The sequence below is a fragment of the Alteromonas sp. 009811495 genome, assembly GCF_028865455.1.
Lineage (GTDB): Bacteria > Pseudomonadota > Gammaproteobacteria > Enterobacterales > Alteromonadaceae > Alteromonas.
Genome location: NZ_CP113972.1, coordinates 1,661,501 through 1,686,167, shown reverse-complemented (window position 1 = coordinate 1,686,167; position 24,667 = coordinate 1,661,501). Strand labels below are relative to the sequence as shown.

General features: G+C 43.7%; 20 protein-coding genes. 8 read left to right on the top strand and 12 right to left on the bottom strand.

What is annotated here, in order from left to right:
- Positions 1-40 precede the first annotated feature (40 nt).
- The 6 genes from OZ660_RS07675 to OZ660_RS07650 form a co-directional block, all read right to left on the bottom strand.
- Positions 41-457: an HIT domain-containing protein gene (locus tag OZ660_RS07675; protein WP_274743079.1), complete on the bottom strand. Its 417-nt coding sequence runs from the start codon at positions 455-457 to the stop codon at positions 41-43.
- On the bottom strand, positions 450-1,481 hold the full coding sequence (astE, locus tag OZ660_RS07670) for a succinylglutamate desuccinylase (protein WP_274743078.1): 1,032 nt from the start codon (positions 1,479-1,481) through the stop codon (positions 450-452). The genes OZ660_RS07675 and astE overlap by 8 nt, the downstream gene beginning before the upstream one ends.
- Positions 1,482-1,582: 101 nt before the next feature.
- Positions 1,583-2,899: a putative bifunctional diguanylate cyclase/phosphodiesterase gene (locus OZ660_RS07665; RefSeq protein ID WP_202264949.1), complete on the bottom strand. Its 1,317-nt coding sequence runs from the start codon at positions 2,897-2,899 to the stop codon at positions 1,583-1,585.
- A gap of 305 nt (positions 2,900-3,204) precedes the next feature.
- Entirely contained in the window at positions 3,205-5,682 is a 2,478-nt protein-coding gene (locus OZ660_RS07660; RefSeq protein WP_274743077.1) for a glycogen/starch/alpha-glucan phosphorylase, read from the bottom strand.
- Positions 5,683-5,900: 218 nt separating this feature from the next.
- Complete coding sequence (gene pgm, locus OZ660_RS07655; RefSeq protein ID WP_274743076.1) at positions 5,901-7,550, bottom strand: phosphoglucomutase (alpha-D-glucose-1,6-bisphosphate-dependent); 1,650 nt, start codon at positions 7,548-7,550, stop codon at positions 5,901-5,903.
- Between the two features lie 28 nt (positions 7,551-7,578).
- The gene (locus OZ660_RS07650; RefSeq protein WP_274743075.1) at positions 7,579-8,385 is read right to left on the bottom strand and encodes a SeqA protein; all 807 of its coding nucleotides are present in this window, start codon (positions 8,383-8,385) and stop codon (positions 7,579-7,581) included.
- Between the two features lie 313 nt (positions 8,386-8,698).
- Between OZ660_RS07650 and OZ660_RS07645 the strand changes: the two genes are divergently transcribed.
- The 7 genes from OZ660_RS07645 (at position 8,699) to OZ660_RS07615 (ending at position 18,142) form a co-directional block, all read left to right on the top strand.
- Positions 8,699-9,649, top strand: coding sequence for an AAA family ATPase (locus OZ660_RS07645; RefSeq protein ID WP_274743074.1), 951 nt, complete (start codon positions 8,699-8,701; stop codon positions 9,647-9,649).
- 278 nt (positions 9,650-9,927) lie between these two features.
- Positions 9,928-10,830, top strand: coding sequence for a DUF58 domain-containing protein (locus tag OZ660_RS07640; RefSeq protein ID WP_274743073.1), 903 nt, complete (start codon positions 9,928-9,930; stop codon positions 10,828-10,830).
- Entirely contained in the window at positions 10,827-12,863 is a 2,037-nt protein-coding gene (locus OZ660_RS07635) for a transglutaminase family protein (RefSeq protein ID WP_274743072.1), read from the top strand. The genes OZ660_RS07640 and OZ660_RS07635 overlap by 4 nt, the downstream gene beginning before the upstream one ends.
- Before the next feature lie 399 nt (positions 12,864-13,262).
- Entirely contained in the window at positions 13,263-14,111 is an 849-nt protein-coding gene (locus OZ660_RS07630; RefSeq protein WP_202264937.1) for a formate/nitrite transporter family protein, read from the top strand.
- 176 nt (positions 14,112-14,287) lie between these two features.
- The gene (locus OZ660_RS07625) at positions 14,288-16,030 is read left to right on the top strand and encodes a protein kinase domain-containing protein (RefSeq protein WP_342455366.1); all 1,743 of its coding nucleotides are present in this window, start codon (positions 14,288-14,290) and stop codon (positions 16,028-16,030) included.
- Between the two features lie 13 nt (positions 16,031-16,043).
- Positions 16,044-16,493 carry a cyanase gene (gene cynS, locus OZ660_RS07620; protein ID WP_202264933.1) on the top strand — a complete coding sequence of 150 codons (450 nt, stop codon included), beginning with the start codon at positions 16,044-16,046 and terminating at the stop codon, positions 16,491-16,493.
- Positions 16,494-16,624: 131 nt separating this feature from the next.
- Positions 16,625-18,142 carry a S41 family peptidase gene (locus OZ660_RS07615; RefSeq protein ID WP_274743071.1) on the top strand — a complete coding sequence of 506 codons (1,518 nt, stop codon included), beginning with the start codon at positions 16,625-16,627 and terminating at the stop codon, positions 18,140-18,142.
- Positions 18,143-18,193: 51 nt separating this feature from the next.
- Here OZ660_RS07615 and OZ660_RS07610 read toward each other — a convergent pair whose 3' ends face one another.
- The 6 genes from OZ660_RS07610 to OZ660_RS07585 all read right to left on the bottom strand — a co-directional run bounded on the left by OZ660_RS07610 (position 18,194) and on the right by OZ660_RS07585 (position 24,130).
- Positions 18,194-18,562, bottom strand: a complete 369-nt coding sequence (locus OZ660_RS07610) for an SGNH/GDSL hydrolase family protein (RefSeq protein WP_274743070.1) — start codon at positions 18,560-18,562, stop codon at positions 18,194-18,196.
- 183 nt (positions 18,563-18,745) lie between these two features.
- Positions 18,746-20,833, bottom strand: a complete 2,088-nt coding sequence (fusA, locus tag OZ660_RS07605; protein ID WP_274743069.1) for an elongation factor G — start codon at positions 20,831-20,833, stop codon at positions 18,746-18,748.
- Positions 20,834-21,016: 183 nt separating this feature from the next.
- The gene (rlmM, locus tag OZ660_RS07600) at positions 21,017-22,111 is read right to left on the bottom strand and encodes a 23S rRNA (cytidine(2498)-2'-O)-methyltransferase RlmM (protein WP_274743068.1); all 1,095 of its coding nucleotides are present in this window, start codon (positions 22,109-22,111) and stop codon (positions 21,017-21,019) included.
- On the bottom strand, positions 22,101-22,529 hold the full coding sequence (locus tag OZ660_RS07595) for a DUF423 domain-containing protein (RefSeq protein WP_274743067.1): 429 nt from the start codon (positions 22,527-22,529) through the stop codon (positions 22,101-22,103). The genes rlmM and OZ660_RS07595 overlap by 11 nt, the downstream gene beginning before the upstream one ends.
- Positions 22,530-22,605: 76 nt before the next feature.
- Positions 22,606-23,238: an alpha/beta family hydrolase gene (locus tag OZ660_RS07590; protein ID WP_274743066.1), complete on the bottom strand. Its 633-nt coding sequence runs from the start codon at positions 23,236-23,238 to the stop codon at positions 22,606-22,608.
- Positions 23,231-24,130, bottom strand: a complete 900-nt coding sequence (locus tag OZ660_RS07585; RefSeq protein WP_202264921.1) for a transcriptional regulator GcvA — start codon at positions 24,128-24,130, stop codon at positions 23,231-23,233. The genes OZ660_RS07590 and OZ660_RS07585 overlap by 8 nt, the downstream gene beginning before the upstream one ends.
- A 216-nt stretch (positions 24,131-24,346) precedes the next feature.
- On the opposite strand from OZ660_RS07585, the gene OZ660_RS07580 reads away from it, so the two are divergent.
- Positions 24,347-24,625 (top strand): hypothetical protein, encoded by a 279-nt coding sequence (locus OZ660_RS07580; RefSeq protein ID WP_159625326.1) that lies wholly within the window; start codon positions 24,347-24,349, stop codon positions 24,623-24,625.
- Positions 24,626-24,667 lie beyond the last annotated feature (42 nt).

The window sequence follows — 24,667 nt, the reverse complement described above, 5'->3', positions numbered from 1 at the left end:
ACTCCTTTTTTAATTAATGTTGTCGCAATCAGCCACAACCTTACTTTGCATTTTCTCTTTCAAGATGCTGTTTTATTTGCGCAATTAGCAATTTCGCACTTTCTTCTTTATAAGGCACCGCAGCTTGGTTACCCCACACTGGCTTTGGCCATGCCACATCACCTTCAAATCGCGCAACATGGTGAACATGTAGTTGCCTAACCACATTCCCTAATGCTGCTATATTTAACTTAAAGGGCGTGAAAACCGCTTGTAAAACCTTTGAAACCGTCGCCGACTCTTGAAGTAGCAATATTTGCTCGTGCTCAGTTAAATCGATAATTTCCGCTATGTCATTTTTTCTAGGCACAAGAATAAGCCAGGGAAACTGACTATCGTTCATCAACAGTACACGACACAACGTAAGATCACAGACAAAAAATGTATCATTGTGTAAACGGCTATCTAACTCAAACATCGAGGTCTTCCAGAGTTGTTGGTACTACCGTTAGCAGCGCGCGCTGTCCAATTGCTACGTTGGCATTAGGAAACACGATCGCTTCGCCTTCATGCTCTGCAATATAGTCTTTCCCCTTCTCGCTAGCCAACACTGTCCCTTTGGCATAATCCATAAAGTTAGGCGTATCATCATCAAAATGAAGGGTAAAGTCGTCGTAATGTTTGTTGATGACTTGATTCACTCGATAGATATCTAATTCGGCCACGTCCACATCAGGTGCAAAATCATCTTGGGTAATGAGCGACGTAATGGCCTGTTTCGCATCCTCAAAACGGGTCATATCATTCTCACCAAATGGTCGCACTTTGCCTAATTCAACCGTAAATGCATGGGCGTTGAATTGGTATGATGAAAAATAACTAAACGTCGTCGTTGCGCTTTCAGAAAGCAAGATAGTCTTAACACCGCACGCTGCCAAAAATGCAAGTTGCCCTTTACTGTGTTTTCGCTCGTGCAAATAAGGGTAAACTGCAAATTTTTCATTCTTAGATGCACGTATGGCCGTGTGTAAATCGTAGTGATAACGCGGCCCTTCGTTCTTTTCAAAAAATGTTGCAATAGCGTCTTCGAGGGCTTTAGCTCTAACGCGTTCCTGATTAACCAATCCTTCGCCTTCTGAATGAGCACCACTAAATAAACGGTTCATGTTCTCTTCAACAAATCGCTGTGCAATATCCATTGCTGGTAAATTACCAAACAGGAACAGCACGTTGTGCGAAAGTGTTAGTTCACTTTTGAGAATTCGCATTACTAATTCATCGCAGATCTCAATAGGAGCGGTTTCGTTACCGTGCACGCCGCAAGATAAAACAATTTGTTTTTTTGGTGTGGCAATAGACTGAGGGAAAAAGCTAATGATACCGGGCGCGCTTACGCTTACTTGTGTACCGTTATTAAGTGTGAAATGTATAGGATCGTCAAAGCGTTCTGGGGAGCGACGCGATAATGATAAAAAGTCGCCGCTATCAATAAGTTGTTGCATGTCTTAACCAGTCTAATCATGAATGGCTATAGTGTAACGATAGCGCCGCACAAAATCATCTGATGGACATTAATATTGTGGGTGAAGTGTAAATGACCTTACTAAGCCAAAGCCCGACGGGGAGAAACCCCAACAATGATTTCTCGTTGAGTCAGCGCAATGAAGTGCTTAAGAGGTACAGCGCGAGAGAACAAGTACCCCTGCCCTTCTGTAACGCCTACTTCGCGTAAGATATGTAACTGCTCTAAGGTTTCTACACCTTCAGCGACCACAGCGCACTCTTTTGCTTTCCCAATAACCTTTGCAGCCTCAATAATCGCGCGGTTTACCGGATGCGCTTCTAACTCCATCACAAACGATTTATCTATTTTAATAGCGTCTAAATCCAAATCACGAATATAAGCTAAATTCGAATAGCCTTTTCCGAAATCGTCGACAGAAATAGCGATACCCAAACTTCGCAGTTGATCAAGTTGCTTTTTAACCATTAATGAATTTGATAGAGCAACGTCTTCTGTCAATTCCAGTTCAATACGGTTAAGGGGCATCGAATAGGTTTCACTTAACGTTACAAGGGTCGGAATTAATTGACTATCATAGAGCTGTGTTGGCGAAATATTCACTGACAATGACAAAGGAAGCTTTAGTGCGTCAAATTCATTGAGCGCTCTAAAAGCTTGTTCGAGCGTCCAGTAGCCAAGCTCATTCATCATATTATACGACTCAGCTGCCTCAATAAGCGGTCCGGGGAACAACACGCCATCAAGCGGATGATTCCACCGTAAAAGACATTCTCCACCTACTATAGTTAAGGTGTTTAAATCCACTTTTGGTTGAAAGTAGAGTTCTAGTTCATTATTCGCAATGGCCCGCTTAAGATCGGCTTTTAAAGCTAGGCTTCTTCCTGTGTCTGTTTTATCAAATGTAGACAGTGCAAAGTAGTTTTCGTATTTGTTTTCTTTGGCTTGCTTCAGCGCGGTTTCAGCTCTAGACACAAAGGTAGTGATATCAAACTGTTTAGGACTGTGCTTACTTGTGCAGACCACACCCACATTGAAGTCGGCAATAAAGGCTGTGTCTTCATAATGCATGGGTGACTTGAAATGTTCGACTAAGCGTTCGAACATTTCGCGCATTACTATTTCATTATTTTCGTTAGGGAATACGATGCCAAAAATGTCACCGCTTATGCGGCCTAGTGCAACTTGGGAACCAAACAAGCCCTGAATTCTGTTTGCGATTTCAAGCAGAAAACGATCGCCAATGTGAATGCCAAGACTTGTTGTCACATCTGAAAAACGAACCACATCCACGAGCATTAATGATAACGAGTGACTTTGAGAAGCCTCTCGTGAAATGCTATCGATAAATGCATATCGGTTGGGAATAGTTGCCAGCGATGTATGTACTTGGCTCATTATGTTTTCCTTCAGCGTTATCGCTGCTAGGTACGAATAAACAACTTCTTATATAAAACCATGGTGCATAGAGAGGTGCAACGACGGCAAAGTATGATTTTGCATACCCTATTATTCTTATCAACACCTTTTTGAGCAGCGCACACTGACATAAAAAGATGATTGGGTAACTATACTCTCATTAATGAGGAAAAATACATTCAACTTTAAGCTAGATTGAACGATTAAGCCTTTTTTGCACAGGGCAAACAAAAAAAGCCCAGAGATACTTACATCGCTGGGCTTTTAGTTTTTATCGTATTTCTCTAGCTTTCAATCTTACAAGGTGAAAGCTTCCATACGCGTTCTACGTAGTCTCGAATTGAACGGTCAGAGGTGAACTTGCCCATTTTCGCCGTGTTGATGATGGCCATTTCAGCCCAACGCTCTTTATCACGATATGCGGCATCTACTGCAATTTGTGCGTCAGAGTATGCGCGGAAATCCGCAAGCACCATGTACGGGTCACCATTATCCAGAAGACTTTGCTTAATAGACACTAATGCGCCTGGCTTACCTGGTGTAAAGTAGTCAGTTTCTAGCCAGTCGAGAACCGCTTTAATTTCTGCATCTTTGTAGTAGTAGTCATAAGGGTTGTAGCCGTTTGCCTTAAGTTCGTTGACTTCTTCTACTGTTAGACCAAAAATAAAGATGTTGTCGTCGCCTACTTCTTCAGCAATTTCAACGTTAGCACCATCTAGTGTACCGATTGTCACCGCACCGTTAAGCGCTAGCTTCATGTTACCGGTGCCCGATGCTTCTTTACCCGCAGTACTGATTTGCTCAGACACATCCGCCGCAGGAATCATCTTCTCAGCAAGAGAAACGCGGTAGTTCGGCAGGAACGCAACTTTAATCTTGTTGTTCACACGCGGGTCGTTATTGATCTTATCTGCTACTTTATTAATCGCGTAGATAATATCTTTGGCTAGTTTATAGCCCGGTGCCGCTTTCGCGCCAAATACGAATACACGAGGGTGCATGTCATAGTCTGGGTTTTCAAGAATACGACGATACAGCGCCATAATGTGTAAAAGAGCAAGATGCTGACGCTTGTACTCGTGAAGACGCTTAATTTGAACATCAAATATGGCGTTAACGTCCACCTCTAAACCAAGCGACTTGCGAATTTCTTCCGCTAACAATTCTTTGTTCTCTAGCTTCACTTTCATGAATTGCTTCTGGAACGTTTTGTTATTAGCAAACTTTGCAAGACCTTGCAGCTTATCAAGATCTTTAGGCCAGTCATCACCAATTTTCTTATCGATGAGCTTAGACAGCGCAGGGTTACATGCCTTCAACCAGCGACGTGGCGTAATACCGTTTGTCACGTTTGTTAGTTTGCCTGGGTATAGCTCGTCAAACTCAGGGAATAGTGACGACTTCACCAAGCGAGAATGCATTTCTGCAACACCGTTTACGGCAAAAGAACCAATTACCGATAAGTGGCCCATGCGAACCATCTTCTCGTTGCCTTCTTCAATGATAGAAAGCTTCGCTTTCATCGCATTGTCACCAGGCCATTTCTTATCAACTTCAGCCATAAAGCGATGATTGATTTCGTAGATGATCTCCAAATGACGAGGTAAGATTTTCTCAATCATTCGTGCAGGCCATTTTTCTAGTGCTTCTGGCAATAATGTATGGTTGGTATAAGCAAACACTTTAGTGCTGATAGCCCATGCTTCATCCCAACCTAGCTCTGCACGGTCAACAAGAATACGCATTAGCTCTGGAACCGCAATGGCAGGGTGAGTATCGTTTAACTGAATGACTACCTGATCAGCAAAACGGCTCCAATCATCTCCGTGTGCACGCTTATAACGACGAATGATGTCTTTAAGTGAACAAGAGCAGAAGAAGTATTGCTGAATAAGACGCAATTCTTTACCCGCTTCGGTTTCATCGTTCGGATAAAGGACTTTAGAAATTGTTTCTGCCGATACGTTTTCACGTTGAGCGTCAACATAACCACCCGCATTAAATACATCCCAGTTAAAGTAGTCAGACGCTTCTGACTGCCACAAACGCAATACGTTTACGGTTTTACCTTCGTAACCTACTACTGGAATATCCCACGGTACGCCTTTTACAATAGAACCTGGGTGCCACTCTTTAAGCACTCGGCCATTCTCGCCGTACTTAGTTTCAACGTAGCCGTAAAGCGATACTTCTTGGATTGATTCAGGGCGGCAAATTTCCCATGGGTTACCATAATCACGCCAGCTGTCTGGACGCTCGATTTGAGCACCACTCTTTATTTCCTGACGGAACAAGCCATGTTCGTAATGAATACCATACCCAATGGCGGGCAATTCCATAGTAGCAAGTGAGTCGATAAAGCAAGCAGCAAGGCGCCCAAGGCCACCATTACCTAGCGCCATATCAGGCTCTTCTTCTAGAATATCTGAAATTTCCACACCTAGTTCTTTCAATGCGCCACTTGCGACATCAAATAAACCGAAATTTTGAAGGTTGTTTGAAAGTAAACGCCCCATCAAGAACTCAGCAGAAAAATAATGCACGGCACGAGTGTCGTTTAAATAATGACTCTTCTGTGTCTTACGAAGGCCTTCTAGTACTTGTTCTTGAATGGCGGCACAGGTAGCTTTCCACCAAGCGTGATTGTTTGCTTTATTTTCGTCGGTGCCTAGTGTGCAGTGCAGATGCTTGATAACAGCAGCTTTAAATGCTGCTTTGTCGATAGCTGGAGAGGGTTGCGTCTTGGTCGCTTTTGCGTTCATTTTGCGTCTCACTCTTAATTAATGGGTGTCTTTCCACCGGAAAAACGTAATTTAATTACAGAACATCTTAAGAATATGACAGCAATATAGCAGTACTTAAACGATTATGTTGTAAACATTTTGTTAAAATAACAAAAATCCGCATGAATTCGTATGCATTCATGCGGATTTTAACATTATATTTACAAATGAATTTTAAAGCAGATTGTTTTTTGTGCTTATTTGATAATTTTTCCTACAAGCAATTCAGCTTCACTAATAAGCTCTTGTAAGTGACTTTCACCTTTAAAGCTCTCAGCGTAGATTTTATAAATTTGTTCAGTACCTGAAGGACGTGCCGCAAACCACCCATTGTCAGTAGATACTTTTACTCCACCGATAGCCGCATTATTGCCCGGCGCATGAGTTTGAACTGCTGTAATAGATTCACCCGCTAACGTATCACTGGTCACTACCGACGCGTCCATTGCTGAAAGTTTTTGCTTTTGCTCAAGCGTAGCTGCAACATCCACACGGTTGTATACTGGCGCGTCAAACTGTTCTGTTAGCGCTTGATAATGCTCACCGGGATCTTTCCCCGTTACTGCAAGAATCTCAGCAGCCAATAAACACAAGATAAAACCATCTTTATCGGTAGCCCATGTACTGCCGTCGCGTTCAAGGAATATACCACCTGCACTTTCTTCACCAGCAAAACCAATTGTGCTGGTTGACAAACCTTCTACAAACCACTTAAAACCTACAGGCATTTCCGCAAGTGGTTTATCTAAGCTTTTGGCTACTCGGTCTATCATACTGCTCGATACAAGCGTTTTACCTATCTTTAAGTTCGTAGGCCACTGTGGACGATGCGTATATAAGTAGTTAATTGCTACCGCAAGATAATGGTTAGGGTTCATCAAACCCGCGCTTTTGCACACAATACCGTGACGGTCAAAGTCTGGGTCGTTACCCCACGCTAAGTCAAAATTGTCCTTTAGCTCAATTAGGCCTGCCATCGCATAGGCCGATGAACAATCCATGCGCAATTTACCGTCTTTGTCGCGACGCATAAAACCAAACTGAGGGTCTACTGCATCATTAACTACAGTAATATTTAAGCCGTATTTTTTGGCAATGACTGACCAGTAGCCTACCCCAGCACCACCAAGAGGATCTGTGCCTAACGTCAAGTTCGCCTTTGCAATGGCATCCATATCGATAACGTTCGCTAAGTCGTCGATGTAGGGCACCATGAAGTCTTCTTCACGCACTAAACCTCGTTCTGTTGCTTGACGAATGTCTACGCGTTTGACCGCTACATTACCTTCTGCAATTAGCGCATTCGCACGGTCTTGGATTTGCTTGGTAACATCGCTATCAGCTGGACCACCATGCGGAGGATTGTATTTGAAGCCGCCGTCTGATGGTGGGTTATGTGATGGTGTGATGACAACACCATCTGCTTTAATATCGTTGTTGCGATTATGACGAATAATAGTACGCGAAATAACAGGCGTTGGCGTATAACCCATACTTTCATTGTCACTGCGCTGAATGACAACATCTACACCATTTGCACAAAGTACTTCTATGGCAGTTATCATGGCAGGTTCAGACAAGGCATGCGTATCCTTTCCAACAAACAGCGGGCCTGTAATCCCTTCCTGTTGGCGATACTCTACGAGCGCTTGGCAAATCGCACTAATGTGCATATCAGTAAACGTATAATTTGACGCAGTACCTCTGTGACCCGATGTACCAAAAGATACGGCTTGTCCCGGATCACTGATGTCAGGTTTAAAACTGTAATACTGACTGACTAATTGCGCTACGTTAATCAGTTGCTCTTTCGCCGCGCTCTTACCCGCTTGCGGATGTAATGCCATGAAAAAATCCTTATTTTAGAAGTCTGATTTATTTACCTTCAGAAGAAAAACGCGCTACTACTGTTTCTACTACATCAGGTCGATAACCTAAGTTACGCAAAACCTGTTCCAGCATATTCGTTTTCTTTGCCGTATTGTTGTTAGTCACAACCCAGTATGGGCTATCTGGAATAGCCTTCGGGTTAGTGCTGCTACCATTTTCCAATAGCGCGGCTTTAGTTGTCGCAAAATACGTACGGTTTTTGCCTTTTATACTCTCCACTTTCGAGAAAGAGTCTGCATTAAGCTTGTGCGCTGCACTTAAAACGAACAGAAATTGATCAACACGCTTGGTGAATGTTCCCAACGCATCTTTTGAGACGGTATCGAGGATGTCGCGCTTGTCATGCTGCTCGGTTGTCTGAACATCATTTGTTGTCGTAGCTACCTTCTTGTTAGTAGCCGTTGCACGGGCCGTTGATGGTTTCTTTGCAATCGGTTTCTTAGCCGTTGTTTTTGCTGTCGACTTGAGCGCAGGTTTAGTCGCCTTTACCTCAGTGGCGGCGCTACTGTTCGTCCCGATTGGCTGTTTAGCAGCAGTCTCATTTAAAGAAGCACTCTCTACGGCTTTGTTACTTTCTTGCGCTAGGCCACTTTCTGGCGCCGCGCTTACTGTTTCAGCAGCTGTGCTTTTCGTTTGAATTGTTGTTGCTGACTCGGCCGTATTTACATTAGACGCTGCACCATCTTCAGGTAACAGAAGGCGTCTTAAAATTTGTGATGCACTTTCACCAATATGCTTAGTCTGGCTGGCGATGAAGGCATATAAATCGTCATCTATCTCAATGCTTTTCATAACTACTTCCTTTTTAAGAGCCACCATTATAGACAACACCGATAGACTACGCAGCACTTAATCTCTGTTGTTTTGGTGTTTTTTAATGCTAAATGATGGCATTACGCACGCCTGATCTCCCTTTCAACCAAAAGCGCATAAAATCGAAGGTAGTGTCAGACATACCTTTGTATAGATGCAAAAAAGAAAGCCATTTACACGACTTGCTAGTATCAAGTGATATGAACCTTTTGAGATAGCTCGCATTCGACACGTTATGCGCTATATGTATGTGTAGTAATCGAACCGAGAAACAAAAACATAGTGAACAGTTATGCGGCCTGACATTTTAAAGATACAAAGTGCACTTGGCGAAAAAATCATTGGCAAACCGCACCAATTGCAACTTGCCGTTGCATGCCTGCTTGCTAATGGTCATTTATTAATTGAAGATTTACCTGGCATGGGTAAAACGACTTTGTCTCACGCACTCTCACAAGTGTTTGGCCTTCACTATTCTCGTATACAATTTACCTCTGACCTACTCCCTTCGGACATGCTAGGCGTCAACATTTTCCATAGCCACGAAAGCGACAACGATAAACAATTCAGCTTTCGTCATGGCCCTATATTTAGTCAAGTAGTGTTAGCTGACGAATTAAACAGAGCGAGCCCTAAAACTCAAAGTGCACTACTTGAGGCCATGGAAGAGCGACAAGTCAGTATCGATGGGGTAACCCATGCTTTACCCTCCCCCTTTTTTGTCATTGCCACACAAAACCCCAGCTACCAGTCTGGTACCTATCCACTTCCTGAATCACAGCTTGACCGCTTTTTTATGCGTATTTCGCTTGGCTATCCTGCGTGGGAAGCTGAAAAGGCCATGCTGCTGCAAAAGGACATGAATGCACAGCTTCCTCAAATCATATCTGAGCATGCTTTGCTGGATATGCAAAACGCTGTTAGTAAAGTACACGCAAGTGAAGCTGTAATTCACTATATTTTGAGTTTGGTCAGCGAGAGTAGAAACAGTGGAACTTACCCCAACCCTCTCTCGCCACGAGCCAGTCGCGCTCTTTTACAGGGTGCGCGCGCTTGGGCATTTATTAACGCAAGAGATTTTGTTACACCTGAAGACGTCCAAGCGGTATTCATCGCCATCACTGCACATCGATTGACTGCTTCAGATCCTCATCAAAGCGCCAGTACAATGCAAAACCAACATGCCTCGGGTGAAGCGTTGAGCCAACAATTACTAGACAGCGTTGACCCCCTTGCAGCTTAAGGACCGACAAACAATACCATTTCATTGATAGAGAACGTCTTGTGTTAAAAAGCACTATTTTACATTGGTTAACACAGCGTTATAGAGAACGTTGGCTGCGGTGGTTGGACACTCGGATACCAGCCAATGACACTGTGCATATGACATTGGACACCATATTCGTCCTACCTACTGGTTTTGGTTGGTCATTTATCATAATGGCATGTTGCCTATTTTTACTTGGCACCAATTATCAAAATAACCTCATGTTAATCCTGTGTTATTTAATGTTGGCCATCATGCTGTTAACACTCTTCTACAGTCACCAAAACTTCGCAAGGCTTGCGTTCAAAGCGAAGCGTATTGACGGATTTCATTGTAATGAAACAGGCGAAGTTGTGCTGCACGTAGTCACTCATCCAACGCATAAAAACAAACGTGCCAGTGGGGTTGTAAAGCTATCGTGGTTGAGCCCAGTAAGAAAGGGGCAACAAAAACAATTCGCCTCTGACACGAAGTTAATCGAATATGCGCTAGATAATGAATATGAAAACCCTTCTCAGGTCATTGATACCTTGCGCGTCCCTATTTCAATTCGCAGCAGAGGAAGACATAAGCTACCACGCTTGACTATTGCCTGTGACTTTCCTTTGGGGCTCTATAAATGTTGGACGCACATAGACCTCAACAAGTGGTGCATGGTTTACCCAAAACCAATAGAGGGGCGCGTCAACTTATTAGGCTTAAACGACAGTAATGAATACAACGCTACAACTCGCTCAAACACAAGTGCTGATGACTTCTACGCGTTGACAGATTACGAGCTAGGACAACCTCTTAATCGGGTAGCGTGGAAACAAGTTGCCAAGAACGGCAATTGGGTCGTGAAGCAATTTAGTACATCGGACAGTCAGATTCAGGTAATAACGATACCGCCAAGTTTTAATACGGAAGAAGCGGTTTCCATTTTAACGTGGCACGTTCTGGCATTGCATAAACAACAAGCCGTTTATGGACTATCTTATCGCGGCATAGAGATCGCACCCGATGCAGGTCAATCTCATCTTATAAAATGTTTAGAAGCACTTGCTGTTGTAGATAACAAACTGACATTTAAAAGTGATACAACGGTAAATAAGATAACCGACACCGCGCCTACAGTACCCCAAAAAGTAAAACACGCTAAAAAGGCCGCATCATGAAAAAAGTGCTAAACGCCTTTTCGTTCTCACCTACTCATAACCCCATGATACTGTTGTGTGTAGCGTCTGGCGTACTACTTTTCACCCTAAAAAGTGCGTTGATGCTGTGGGTTTTAGTGCTGGGTGTATGCGCCTGTATAGTACGTATTGTTGCACTTAAGCAGCCACATAGCTTACCCAAAGTACGAACCGTAAATTTGCTGGCGGTTCTTGCTGTTTTTGCGCTAGCCTGGTTTGGTCTATCAATAGGACTACTTGATAGCATGATCAATTTATTGGTCATTGCTTGTGCACTCAAGCTTATGTTGGTCGAGAAAAAAAGAGACTTTCATCTACTTATTTGTACATGTTTATTTCTTATTGGCTGCGGTTTTATTTCTGCGCTAAGTATATTAGCGTGGTTAGGGTATTTGGGCATTCTAATACTATTGCTTTTAGCAACCGCCCTATACCACGGCCCAAATGTTTCGGTAAAACACAGCACTAAATTTATCATAACGTTAGTTTTGCAGGGCTTGCCAATTGCATTTTTACTGTTCTTGGTTTTACCTCAGTTGCCTCCTTTGTGGCAAATGCCTACGTCAAAGTCATCACAAACAGGCCTGTCTGAATCAGTAACGCCTGGTGATATCGCCTCTTTAGCAAAATCATCCGATCTTGCATTTACAGCAACCTTCGAATCGGCGTCAGATGTCCCTTTAATGGCTACTCGTTACTGGCGCGCCATGGTAATGGAAGACTTTGATGGGAAAACCTGGTCTATCAGCAATAAACGGCGCTTGGCGGAAAGACAACTCTATTTAATGAATAAACCTTCGCCGTTAACCCTTATGCAGACGCAAAACGGCGAAAATAATATTTCGTATGAAATGATTGTTGAGCCTACTCACCAAACGTGGCTTTTTGGTTTAGAAGTATCAGTGCCCAACAATGCACTTAACGCAGTTGAAGTACGCGAACTGTTTGACCATACCTTAAGAGCAACTGTCCCCGTGGCGAGCAAAAAAGTATTTCATTTACGTTATTTGCCAGATCAACCAGTGATAAATAGCATCGCTGGCTTTGAGCGAAACCTTAACCTCGTACTTGAAACGACGAATAACCCACGTACTCAAGCATGGGCAAAAAACCTTGTAGCGAAGTTTGAAACGCCGCAAGAAGTTGCGCAAGCCATTATGCAGCACTTCGCCAACCAATCGTTTCGTTACACCCTTGAACCTAGTGCTATGCCAGATGACCCCATTGACACTTTTTTGTTTGACGAAAAATCGGGTTTTTGCGCTCACTATGCAGGTGCAATGACCTACGCCCTCCGCGCAGCCCACATTCCAGCACGCATGGTTACAGGTTACCACGGCGGCGAGGCACTTAATGACAACGTACTCCAAGTTCGCCAATATGACGCCCATGCGTGGGTTGAAGCTTTGTTAGGCGAACAATGGGTTCGCTTCGATCCTACCAGTATGGTGGCACCTTCTCGTTTAGCTTATGGGTTAGAACAAGCTTTACTCGATTTTGGTGAGCAGCGTGAGAAAGGGCTGCTAGGTAATTTGGGGCAGGCTGAATTGTTTACCCAGATTCAAGGGTGGTTGCGGCAGTTAGACTACACGTGGAGCAAATGGATTTTGGGCTTTGATGCCAATTCACAAAGCGATATGTTAGAAAGGCTGCTCGGGGAGCTTAGTACAAAGAAAATGACCATAGTATTTTTAAGCCTGATTGGCATAATTGGCGTCATTTTACTGGTGTATTTTTTCCCTGTTACCCTTGTGCCCTCACTTGCGCCATACCAGCGCTATTACGTTAAGTCATTAGCATTAATTGAAAAGCACACCAACACCAAACGAGGCAACGATAGTCCAAGCCACTACACACAAAAAGTAGCCGCTCAGCTTAATACAACCGCAAACAGTATTATTAATGACTTACATAGGTTGTATACCCAACTGTGCTATCAAGAGCAGGCCGATGAAAAAGCGACCAGTATTAAAATGAAGCAAGGATACAAACGACTAAAGCGCTCACTCAACTAAGGTTTTCACATAGACAAAGTTCTCACATAAATAGTGCGGTACTATCCAATTTTGGTGCATTTGAACCAAACTATTTCTCATCTCTGCGCATTCAGAAGTAACATGAAAACAGAAATACTTTCGAATATTCAAAGCGATACGGAAAGTCATTTCAGACTGGCACTCTTCTCGCTTTACACTTCTTGCGATAACGTTATCGAGCGGATTAGATTTACAGTTAGACAGTGATAGCGCGGTACTTTTTAAGCTCTAAGATGCTATCGAACGTGCCATAACAATTTAAATGATTTGGACAAAGGCGTCCCCAATTCTTTTGCGAAAGAGAATTGCGGACGCCTTTTTTTGATCATTTAAACCCTTTGGCCTCTTAATTTAATTACTTAAACAAAAGGTGAACCCATGGCTTATCTATTACCTGCTGAATTTGCTACCAAGATGGTAGATGCCGGCGAAGCAAAAATATATATGTCCACTCGTGACACATTAATTCGTGCCTATATGGCAGGTGCTATATTGGCGTTGGCGGCGGTCTTTGCAGTCACTATCGCAGTGCAAACTGGAGTTTTCCTGCTAGGCGCCGTACTCTTCCCTGTTGGCTTTTGCATGCTATACCTAATGGGTTTTGACCTGTTAACCGGTGTTTTTGTGCTGACACCTTTAGCATGGCTGGCTAACAGACCAGGCGTTACGCCAAAGCAGATCTTGCGTAACTGGGGATTAGTATTTTTAGGTAATTTTGGTGGTGCGCTTACCGTTGCCTTTATGATGTCGTTTATCTTTACTATGGGATACAACGTTGATGGCGGTGCTATTGCAACAAAGGTAGCGAGCATTGGTGAAGCGAGAACTCTCGGTTACGCAGAACACGGCGCCGCAGGTTGGATCACCATTTTCATCCGCGGCATGCTGTGTAATTGGATGGTGTCTCTTGGCGTGGTCGGCGCGATGATTTCAACCCACGTAAGTGGCAAAGTGTTGGCAATGTGGATGCCAATCATGCTGTTCTTTTTCATGGGGTTCGAACACTCTGTGGTTAATATGTTCTTATTCCCCTTTGGCCTCATTATGGGTGGTGATTTCTCTATTATGGATTATTTCATCTGGAACGAAATCCCAACGGCGCTAGGTAACCTAGTAGGTGGTTTAGCCTTCACGGGTCTAACACTGTATACCACTCACGTAAAAACTTTGCCCAAACGCAAAATTCCTGTAAATAGCGCAGCTGCATCTGAAACACTGCCCATTTAACAATGCGCATGCGCGGCTTTTATGAATGATTTAATTCAACAGAAGTCGCGCAGCTTAAATCAATTGGGGTTATTGTTTTACTATGAGAGCTTAGCGATATGAATGCACCATTGAATCAACCTAGTCATTCAAGAGCATCGACGCACATTGAGCTAAGCGCATAATCTACCAAAGGAATAAAGCGCGTTAATCAAGATGCATTCAGTTACTGCATAGCAAAACCGCATAGCCATTCATCTAATTTTCGTCATGAGCGAGCCAGTTTTTTTCTCATTGCCGATGGCATAAGCAGTAGTACAGTGAGTCAAGTTGCCAGTGACTTCGCCACTTCACATTTCACCAAAATGTTCAATCTTGCCCCTGAAGTTTGGGACATTGAACAAACAGCAAAAGCACTCATTATCGAAATAAACGCATTGCTCTGGGCGAGAAACCAACAAAGTGCGTTTTGTTACACCCCTGAAAAAGGTTATGTGTGCACTTTTTCTGCTGTAGTCATTGTTGACAATACGCTTCACATTTTTCACGTTGGTGATTGTGAAGTGCAAATCGCTACATCGTTAGTTTGCAAAACCCTTACTCGAGGGCATCGACAGCCAAGCACAGAGTCGCCTGACCATAGTTATCTAGCAAACGCCCTGGGCATTTCTTCGCAGATTGCGATTGACTATAGTACGTTGACGTTATCGGAACGCAGTAGCATTGCACTAAGTAGTGATGGTGTCTTTGAATTTACAAGTATTTCAGATGCGTTAAGAGAGGCGCAAACCTTTCAATCATTGCCCGACGAATTCGCCAAGCAACATGTAAATCGCGCGCTTGATAGTGGTAGTGATGACAATGCAACTTTATTGGTAATTACCATCACTCCCAATTTTGTATCCACGCCGGACACTTTATTCGTGCCTCAAAGTGACCAAGCCTTACACCTCACTGTTGGCGATAGCGTTGACGGGCTTATAGTAAAAAGGCAGCTTTATACATCGGCTCGCAGCCACGTTTATCTGGCGACATCAGCGTCAGGTAACAAGGAAAATGAAACCTCTGGCCGCCACCAACTCGTGCTAAAAACACTTGCGACAGACTTCATTACTACTGACAAACCCACAACGTTAGACTGTACACTACTTCCTAATATCGAAAGTTGGTTTGCCAGACGGATAGATTGCCCTCATATCATTAAGCATCCGCTGCATGTTGAACTGGGCTTTTCTAACCCTCCATCTAAGCAATATTGCTTAAGTCAGTACGTAGAAGGCCAAACGCTTGCGCAATGGATGATGGATAATGATACGCCAAGCCTTGAACAGGTGAGAAGTATAATCGAGCAAGTTGCTACAGGCCTTCAGTCCATGCATCGACAAGGCATTGTGCACCGTGATATTCGACCAGAGAATATTATTATCAACCCAGAAGGCCATTGCACACTTATCGACCTCGGTGCAGCCTGCCTATTACAAGCGCCGTCTCTTTATCATAGGCAAGGCATTCCTGGCACAGCACTCTATGCTGCTCCCGAGTATTTTTTGGGTGAAGCGGGCTCAGTACAGTCTGATCAATATTCACTCGCGGTGCTTTGCTACGTAATGCTTTGTGGCCGCTATCCGTACAATAACAAAGTTGCCCATGGCAATACATATGCAGCCCAATACAAATTGAAGTACCAAAGTGTGCTAGACGCACAGCGCCCTATTCCTAATTGGGTCGATATGACACTTCGCCGCGCGTTGCACATCAACCCTACGAAACGCTTTGCTGCACTATCAGAATTTGTTCATGCCCTTCGCTACCCCACCGTTAATCAACAGTCTCAACCTGTACCATTAGTAAGACGCAGCCCATTAGCGTTTTATCAGGCCCTTTCACTTGCACTTGTAATAAGCAATTTAATTACGCTTGTTCTTATTTATTCAACTTAACAGAGGAATCAACATGATTACATCTCGCACTCAAGTTACAGACATGATCCAGTCGTCAAAAATTTTAAAAGGTATCTCATGGCGACAAATCGCTGAAGTAATTGGCCAATCTAAAGAATGGAGTACCGCAGCGTGTTTAGGCCAAATGGCCATGACCAAGCAACAAGCTGAAAACGTCGGTTCACTGCTCGAACTCAGTGATGAAGCCATTGCATGGTTGCAAATTGTACCCTACAAAGGCTCACTCCCGACTGAAGTACCAACCGATCCGCTTATTTACCGTTGGTATGAGTTGGTAAGTGTGTACGGTACAACACTAAAAGAACTCATACATGAGGAATTTGGTGATGGCATTATGAGCGCCATCGACTTTTCTATGGACTTACAACGTGAAAACGACCCTAAAGGCGACAGAGTTAGCGTTGTTATGTCAGGTAAGTTTTTGCCCTACAAAATGTATTAATGGTATTTGAGATGGTCGGTGAATGGCTTACCGACCACTAATGATAAACCTTCACCTTCCATTCACCTTACCCACTTTACCCTTTCTCGCATACACAATTCGTTTTTTAACATTACGTAAGAGAGGGATATATGAACAAGACAATATTATCGCGACTTGGGTTGTCACTATTAGCTGCATCAGTCATTGCAGGTTGTGGTTCAAGCAACGATCCAATTAACATTAATCCTACAGCATCGCTCGAAGATCCCATTTCTGAGGAATATCAAGGGAATTGGATTGCACCTGGCTATGGTCTTAGCATTGCAATAGGTAACGATTCAGCAGCAATTTATCAATATACCAGCGACTACTGTTTTGTTATGGGCATAGAAACTGAAGTTGACACTCTGTCTCTTGAGCGACTTTTAAGAAAAACGGACAGTGTAAATACACTTGAATGGTACTCCGGTACAGGTACGGATACTTTTGGCCCTCCTGGCTATCGGTTTAATAAAGCCGACGCATTGCCGCAAGCATGTGAAACAGGCCCAATCACCATTGATGAGAATTACGAAAGTAGTTTCGATAGCGTAGAGCTATTTGCTATGTACACCCAGATCTTTGAAGAATATTACGTAGATTTCGAACGTATGGGTGTTAATTGGTCCGATGTTGTTCAAACGACAGGTGCTGAGTTAACAACAAATTCAAATAGTGAAGCGCTGTTCGCGGCAATGGCTTACGCCCTTGAACCACTAGCCGACGGTCATAACTATGTGATTTCGCCACAAGGGTTAGAGTACAAAGTTACCACCAAGCAAACTCTGCTTGAACGTCTTGTTGAAGAGTTCGCCAATGACAATAGCTTAAGCTATCCCATTTCTGGCGATGACGTGACCACGGCACTATTGGAACAGCTTGAAAGCTACATTTTGAATAATTTAACACTGCAGTGGCAAATTGTGGCTAACTACGCACAAGACTCAAGTGATGTTAAGTCTACTGAAAACGATGCCATCCGATGGTTTCAAAACGAAGGATTAGGATATCTTTTTATTGGCTCTATGCAGGGGTTTGCTGAAAGTACCGATGACGAGCTGACCTTTAATCGCAATACACTTGCAGCCGTAGATGCGGCGTTAGATGAAGCCCTAACCGATCTCAAAGATGTTGAAGGTCTAATCATTGATGTGAGAACCAATGACGGTGGATTCGATTATGTTAGCATGGCTATCGCCAGTCGTTTTGCTCAAGAAGAGTTTCACGCATTTAGCAAACAAGCTCGTGATGGCAATAATAGGACTGAACTATTAGACATCAATATAGCGCCCCGCTCAGAGATTAATTACCTTGGACCTATTGTTGTTTTAACCAGTGCTAGTACGGTATCGGCAGCAGAAACGTTTACGATGATTATGGACGAAATGCCAAACGTTACACTTATTGGTGAAGCGACACATGGTGCATTTTCAAACGTATTGGAGTGGACGCTTCCCAACGGTTTCAATATCGGTATGTCAAATGAGTTTTACCTTACACCTGACGGCGAATGGTACGAAGGAACGGGCATTCCTGTCGATATTGAAGTGCCATTTTTTACGCGTGAACAACGCGAACAGGGTGTTGATTTAGGTATCGAGACTGCCGCTGCTTATCTACTAAACTAAGTAGTGTTTACACTTTCGCCGCTTTGTGTACTAACTGCACAAAGTGGCGCTTTAACTCCAACGCTTAATTGCATCCAGCGAATCATAAGGTAATGAATTAAATGCAATTTTTGCTTTAGGTGCATTGGCATGAACAATATTTATTACCTGTTCAAACAAGAGGAAATGGTCTGGGTCCGTTCTTACACCTGCGCCGATTAAAACGATATCAGGCTTTTCCTTTGCTAACGCCTCTTCCACCTGCTGCGCAGCGGTCTCCCCTTGATCGGTTAAGCACCACAATGAGTCATAGCCATTGTTGTTTAGTTCGCTCACCACTTGTTCGAAAGCCGCATCGAGTTTTTCCTTCGATAACTGAGGCCATTTTTCATAGTTTACGTTGTCTGACCGCAGTCCGATTAATAAAACCTTTTTAGACATCGATATATTCCCTCTGCTTTTCCTCTGTCGATACTCTTTCATTGTAGACTAAAACGATAAACACCTGAGTATTTACTCTCAGTGGCACAGCGTATTGTTTTGACAAACACAAAAAAACCGGCCATTAAGACCGGTTTTTAAATTTCGAAGCTGTTAGTTAACTAACAGTCACGTTAGCGCTAATTACTTAGCGTCTTTACGAGCTTTTGCTTCTTCAATTACTTTGTCAGCTACGTTCTGAGGACATGCTGAGTAGTGGCTGAATTCCATAGAGAACTGACCACGACCAGATGTAATAGTACGTAGGTGACCGATGTAACCAAACATCTCAGATAGAGGTACGTCAGCCTTGATGCGAACGCCAGTAGCGCCAGCTTCTTGGTCTTTGATCATACCACGACGACGGTTAAGGTCACCGATTACGTCACCAACGTTGTCTTCTGGGCTGAACACGTCAACTTTCATTACAGGCTCAAGAATTTGAGGACCCGCTTTTGGCATTGACTGACGGAATGCACCTTTCGCTGCAATTTCGAACGCGATTGCTGATGAGTCAACTGCGTGGAAACCACCGTCGAATAGCTCAACTTCAACGTCTAGTACTGGGTAACCCGCTAGAGGACCTACTTCCATCATGCTCTTGAAGCCTTTTTCAATCGCAGGGAAGAATTCTTTAGGTACGTTACCGCCCACAACAGTAGAAGCGAACGTGAAGCCAGAGTTAGTTTCGCCCGGGCGGATGCGGTAATCAATCTTACCGAACTGACCAGAACCACCAGACTGCTTCTTGTGCGTGTAGCTGTCTTCAACTGCTTGCGTGATAGTTTCACGGTATGCAACCTGAGGCTGACCAACTTCTAGCTCAACGCCGTAAGTACGCTTCAAGATATCAACTTTGATGTCTAGGTGAAGCTCACCCATACCTTTAAGGATGGTTTCGCCTGAATCTTCGTCAGTTTCAACTTGGAAAGATGGATCTTCTGCTACTAGTTTACCGATAGCGATAGACATCTTTTCGTTAGCGCCTTTGTCTTTTGGCTTAACAGCAATTGAGATTACTGGCTCAGGGAAGATCATTGGCTCTAGTGTACAAGGGTTCTTCGGATCACATAGTGTGTGACCTGTTTGAACGTTCTTCATACCAACAACAGCTAGGATATCACCAGCTTGTGCTGAAGTAAGTTCAGTACGTTCGTCAGCGTGCATCTCAACCATACGGCCGATACGCTCAGTCTTACCAGTTGCACTGTTAAGAATAGTGTCGCCTTTGTTTAGTTTACCAGAGTAGATACGGATAAACGTAAGGGCACCGAAACGGTCGTCCATGATTTTGAACGCAAGCGCACGGAACGGCTCGTCAACAGATACTGTTGCAACTTCGCCAGTAGGCTCACCAGTTTCTTCGTCAGTTAGTGGCTGAGGATCTACTTCTGTTGGAGAAGGTAGGAAGTCTACAACTGCGTCAAGAACTAGCTGAATACCTTTGTTCTTAAATGCAGAACCACAGTAAGTTGGGAAGAACGCTAGATCACGAGTACCCTTACGGATACAACGCTTGATGTCTTCTAGAGACGGCTCTTCGCCATCCATGTAAGCCATCATTAGGTCGTCGTCTTGCTCAACAGCAGTTTCGATTAGTTGCTCACGGTATTCGTTCGCTTTTTCAACCATGTCTGCTGGAATATCTACAACTTCGTAGTTCTCAGGAAGACCTGAATCGTCCCAGATGTACGCTTTCATGTCTAGAAGGTTAACAACACCTTTGAAGTCGTCTTCGATACCGATTGGAAGCGTCATTACTAGTGGATTAGCAGCAAGTACTTTCTTAACTTGGCCAACAACACGGTAGAAGTCTGCACCCATACGGTCTAGCTTGTTAACGAAAATACAGCGAGCAACGCCAGATTCGTTAGCATAACGCCAGTTAGTTTCTGACTGAGGCTCAACACCACCAGAACCACAGAATACACCGATACCGCCGTCTAGTACTTTAAGTGAACGATATACTTCAACTGTAAAGTCAACGTGTCCCGGAGTATCGATGATGTTCATGCGATGATCTTTCCAGAAACAGGTAGTAGCCGCTGACTGGATAGTAATACCACGCTCAGCTTCCTGCTCCATGAAGTCAGTAGTTGATTCACCATCGTGAACCTCACCAGTTTTATGGATTTTACCAGTAAGCTTCAAGATACGTTCTGTTGTGGTAGTTTTACCCGCGTCTACGTGGGCGAAAATACCAATGTTTCTGTATAAAGATAAGTCTGACATTAGTTCACTTTCATTGGTTCAGAGTAAAAAAACGGCCGGATTATAAAGGATTTTTGTACCAGATTTACACCTTTTTTAGCATAAACCTCAAATTCGTTTGCTAAAATCCGCACCACCATCAATTCTTTTCTATAAGTATCAACAACTTAACATGTTATGACACTTTTTTGAAAAATAACAAAATCACACCTCATCTTTTGAAGTGCGAACAATTGTTACTGTAACTTCATCTCTGTCGTGGTAGAGATGCCTCACCTTTACCGCAAATGCATCTTCTAACGCATTTAAACGGCTTTTTAGCAACGTCATGGCTTCAACTACAGTTTCATAACGTTGTTTCATAGGTAGCTTCAAGTTGAAAATCGCGTGCGTTGCCCAGTGTTTAACCAGCCAGTCACCCATCAACTTTGCTACCCTATCGGGTTGCTCTATCATATCACATACAAGCAAATCTACACGACCAAATTGTGGTCGATACGTAAATCCGTCTGCGGCATGATGCTCAACTAACCCTGTACTCATTAAACTGTCTGCTACAAGGCCATTATCAATGGCCTCTACATACATTCCACGCTTAACCAGTTGATATGTCCAACCACCTGGGCACGCCCCCAAATCAACTGCTCGTCCGCCCGTTCGAAGCACTTGTTCCTGCTGTTTTGCGCTCAGCATATTCACTAATGCGTCTTCGAGTTTTAGCGTCGAACGACTTGGCGCATCGCTTGGGAATTTTAGACGACAAATCCCCAAATGATCCGCACTTGCGTAATTGGGCAATGTATAGCCAATATGGCAAATTTCAAATGATTCAAAGAAAATATGTAGTTTGGGTTTTCCTGCGTTTTCCTTTGTAGTAAGCCAATTGGCTTTTCGAAGCGCTTGTCGCAAAGGAACGGTAAACTTTCTACAAAACTTTGCTAGGGTCTTCCCTTCTTCGGTATCAGGATATTCAACATCGACTGCGCCAAACAGTGGAAACGGTTTTTCTATATTGTTTAGCGTCTCTAATACCTGCCCTACACGGTCTTCTTTTTCAATGTCTGCCATACTGGCAAACACCGCAACTAGTTGTCGGGGGAAAATGCTCTCGCTAACCGCGAACTGACTCACTGTGTCCTCTAGCTGAGCAGCATCGTATAAATGATAGTGAACAAAGCCATTATTTTTCTTCGATACTGGGTAACCATAGCACCCTGCTTCACCATAACGCGTTGTTAATTCGTTGGCGGTGTCATTCTCATAACCCGGCCTACAATACGCTAAAATACTAGTTGTCATTACTTACCTTAATGGCGCGCTGGCCACGTACTAGAGTGAAAGCAAGCACTGCCCACCCCATAATGAAGAATAGGCCGCCCAAAGGTGTTACCGGCCCAAACCATTTTATGCCAGTGAGTGCCAACGCATATAAACTTCCCGAAAACAAAACGCCGCCCACCACGAAACACATCGCTGCGCGGTTAAGCCATTTAACTTCTGCATAAGTGGATAAAACTGGCAGTACTAGGATAGCAAGGCCATGATACATTTGGTAACGAACGCCAATCTCAAAAGTATTTAGCATCTGAGCAGATAAAAGGCTTTTTAGTCCGTGAGCCCCAAATGCGCCAAGCATAACACTTGTTCCGGCAAATATAGCACCAGCTGCAAGCAGCATGGGAGCCATGGACGATGTATTGTAATTTGTTGAACTCATTTGACACTCTTTTAGCACTGTTTGCTAACGTTTACTCGGTAGCGAATAATGTTGTAAGGCGATTACAGCGTTAATGTTAAATCGTATTTTTGATAAAGGCTGCTATCAGCGTTGAAGCATGCTCAATGTGTTCTTGATGTGTTTTTCCACTAGCCTTTCGTGGTTTTAAGCTGTGATCACCGTCAAGAAGAAACTCACAATGAATCGATGATGAAAGTGTATACGTTTCTACTTCATTTTGTGTACCAAACGTGTCGCGCTCTCCTTGCACAATCAGTATGGGTTTGGTGATTGTTTCGAGGTGCTCTGTTCTAGTCTTTCCAGGCTTTCCTGGCGGATGGAAAGGGTAACCAAGAATTGCCGCACCTTTTACGCTTTCAATGTCGTCTACCAACATTGTGGCCATTCGCCCACCCATTGACTTCCCACCGATAAAAGTAGGCAGTGATTGACGCGTTTGAGAAACGTGATCAACAACGTCTGAAAAATGCGCTAGCAGCTTTTCAGCTTTATCCGGCGGGCGGCGCTTTCCTGTCTCTTTAATAACTTGCATATAGGGGAAGTTAAACAAAACAACCTCGATACGATGTGCATTTAGCGCTTGTGCCACTGCCTGCATAAACTCATGCTCTTTGCCCGCACCTGCACCATGAGCCAGTATAAGCCTAGCCGCTGGGTTGGCGCCTTTGTGCACTTCAATATCAAACATCGTCTTGCTCTTCCTCGACTAACGCTAAAATCCAATCTCTAAAGGCAGCAATTTTGCCTAACTCTGCTTGTGATTCCTCGCACACTAAATAGAAAGCATCTCTACTTTCTACACGCTCCTCAAATGGCATCACGAGTCGCCCTGCTTCAATCTCAGGACGCGCAAGCACAGTATTGCCCAAGGCAATACCCTGCCCCAGTGCAGCAGCTTGAAGCACTAACATTGAGTGACTAAATACCGGCCCCTGATTTACATTCACGCCCACAACACCAACCGTTTTAAGCCAGTTTTTCCACGCTGCCCGACTGAGATCGTGAAGCAATACATGATGACGCAAATCAGATAAATCATTTAGCGGTTTAGGTCCTTGGAACAACAATGGCGAGCACAAAGGCGTAAGAAACTCTCGATGTAATTGGTCGGCTTGTAACCCCGCCCATCGCCCTTTTCCGTAATAAATGGCAACGTCCACGTCGTCTTCTAAAAAGCCTTCGTCAAAATCCACCGCTTTGATTCGAACATCGATATCTGGGTGCGCAAGACTAAATTTATGAATACGGGGTACCAGCCATTGGCTTGCAAAACTCGGTGGCATCGCCACGGTAATTGCGCCTTTGCTCCCCTTTGCTAATAACCGCTCTGTCGCTTCTTGGAGATGCTTAAATATATCTTTAAGCTCCAAAAAATACGCCTGTCCTTCTTCAGTCAGCAGCAAAGTTCGATTTCGACGAAGAAACAACTTCATCGATAAAAAATCTTCTAACGCTTTTATCTGGTGACTCACCGCAGCTTGAGTCACAAAAAGCTCATCGGCGGCTTTTGTAAAACTCAAGTGTCTCGCAGCTGCCTCAAAGGCTTTGAGCGCATTTAAGGGGGGTAAACGTCGATGCATATAAACTTTTCAACCCAGTGTGACCAAAGCATGACAAAAGCATTAGTTTTTCTAATGACCACCCATACTTTAACTCGTTTTATTTTTAACCCAATACTGACTACTATTTACCCGAAATTTAAAAAGAACTTTGAATTTCAGCGTTTTATACAGCTTACTTGTTAATCATTTTAACAAAAAGCAACATATTTTTAATTATTTTTATTAGGTGTGAAAATGAAAAAACTACTACTAGCTAGCGTGTCTGTAATGGCATTCGCAAGTGCCGCTGCAAATGCTAACGCACAACCAGAAAAGATCAATCTTCAATCATTAATTAACACTGCAATGACCAGCGTTAAAATGGCAGATGTACTGCCTGAAAATGACGCACACATTCTTGTAAGAAAGCAGTCAAAAGCAATTTTGGCTGAAGCCGTGCAGATAAAACTGCATGAAAATCTAATTGCTATGAGCAAACGTGAAGAGCGCGTGACCGTCGCAGAAAGCGAATAAGCCACTCTCACACCTGATACGCATGCCGGTGCACGCACCGGC

Coding starts and splice junctions, on each gene's coding strand:
- OZ660_RS07675 (WP_274743079.1), bottom strand. CDS start 457: ATGTTTGAGTTAGATAGCCGTTTACACAATGATACATTTTTTGTCTGT.
- astE (WP_274743078.1), bottom strand. CDS start 1,481: ATGCAACAACTTATTGATAGCGGCGACTTTTTATCATTATCGCGTCGC.
- OZ660_RS07665 (WP_202264949.1), bottom strand. CDS start 2,899: ATGAGCCAAGTACATACATCGCTGGCAACTATTCCCAACCGATATGCA.
- OZ660_RS07660 (WP_274743077.1), bottom strand. CDS start 5,682: ATGAACGCAAAAGCGACCAAGACGCAACCCTCTCCAGCTATCGACAAA.
- pgm (WP_274743076.1), bottom strand. CDS start 7,550: ATGGCATTACATCCGCAAGCGGGTAAGAGCGCGGCGAAAGAGCAACTG.
- OZ660_RS07650 (WP_274743075.1), bottom strand. CDS start 8,385: ATGAAAAGCATTGAGATAGATGACGATTTATATGCCTTCATCGCCAGC.
- OZ660_RS07645 (WP_274743074.1), top strand. CDS start 8,699: ATGCGGCCTGACATTTTAAAGATACAAAGTGCACTTGGCGAAAAAATC.
- OZ660_RS07640 (WP_274743073.1), top strand. CDS start 9,928: ATGCTGTTAACACTCTTCTACAGTCACCAAAACTTCGCAAGGCTTGCG.
- OZ660_RS07635 (WP_274743072.1), top strand. CDS start 10,827: ATGAAAAAAGTGCTAAACGCCTTTTCGTTCTCACCTACTCATAACCCC.
- OZ660_RS07630 (WP_202264937.1), top strand. CDS start 13,263: ATGGCTTATCTATTACCTGCTGAATTTGCTACCAAGATGGTAGATGCC.
- cynS (WP_202264933.1), top strand. CDS start 16,044: ATGATTACATCTCGCACTCAAGTTACAGACATGATCCAGTCGTCAAAA.
- OZ660_RS07615 (WP_274743071.1), top strand. CDS start 16,625: ATGAACAAGACAATATTATCGCGACTTGGGTTGTCACTATTAGCTGCA.
- OZ660_RS07610 (WP_274743070.1), bottom strand. CDS start 18,562: ATGTCTAAAAAGGTTTTATTAATCGGACTGCGGTCAGACAACGTAAAC.
- fusA (WP_274743069.1), bottom strand. CDS start 20,833: ATGTCAGACTTATCTTTATACAGAAACATTGGTATTTTCGCCCACGTA.
- rlmM (WP_274743068.1), bottom strand. CDS start 22,111: ATGACAACTAGTATTTTAGCGTATTGTAGGCCGGGTTATGAGAATGAC.
- OZ660_RS07595 (WP_274743067.1), bottom strand. CDS start 22,529: ATGAGTTCAACAAATTACAATACATCGTCCATGGCTCCCATGCTGCTT.
- OZ660_RS07590 (WP_274743066.1), bottom strand. CDS start 23,238: ATGTTTGATATTGAAGTGCACAAAGGCGCCAACCCAGCGGCTAGGCTT.
- OZ660_RS07585 (WP_202264921.1), bottom strand. CDS start 24,130: ATGCATCGACGTTTACCCCCCTTAAATGCGCTCAAAGCCTTTGAGGCA.
- OZ660_RS07580 (WP_159625326.1), top strand. CDS start 24,347: ATGAAAAAACTACTACTAGCTAGCGTGTCTGTAATGGCATTCGCAAGT.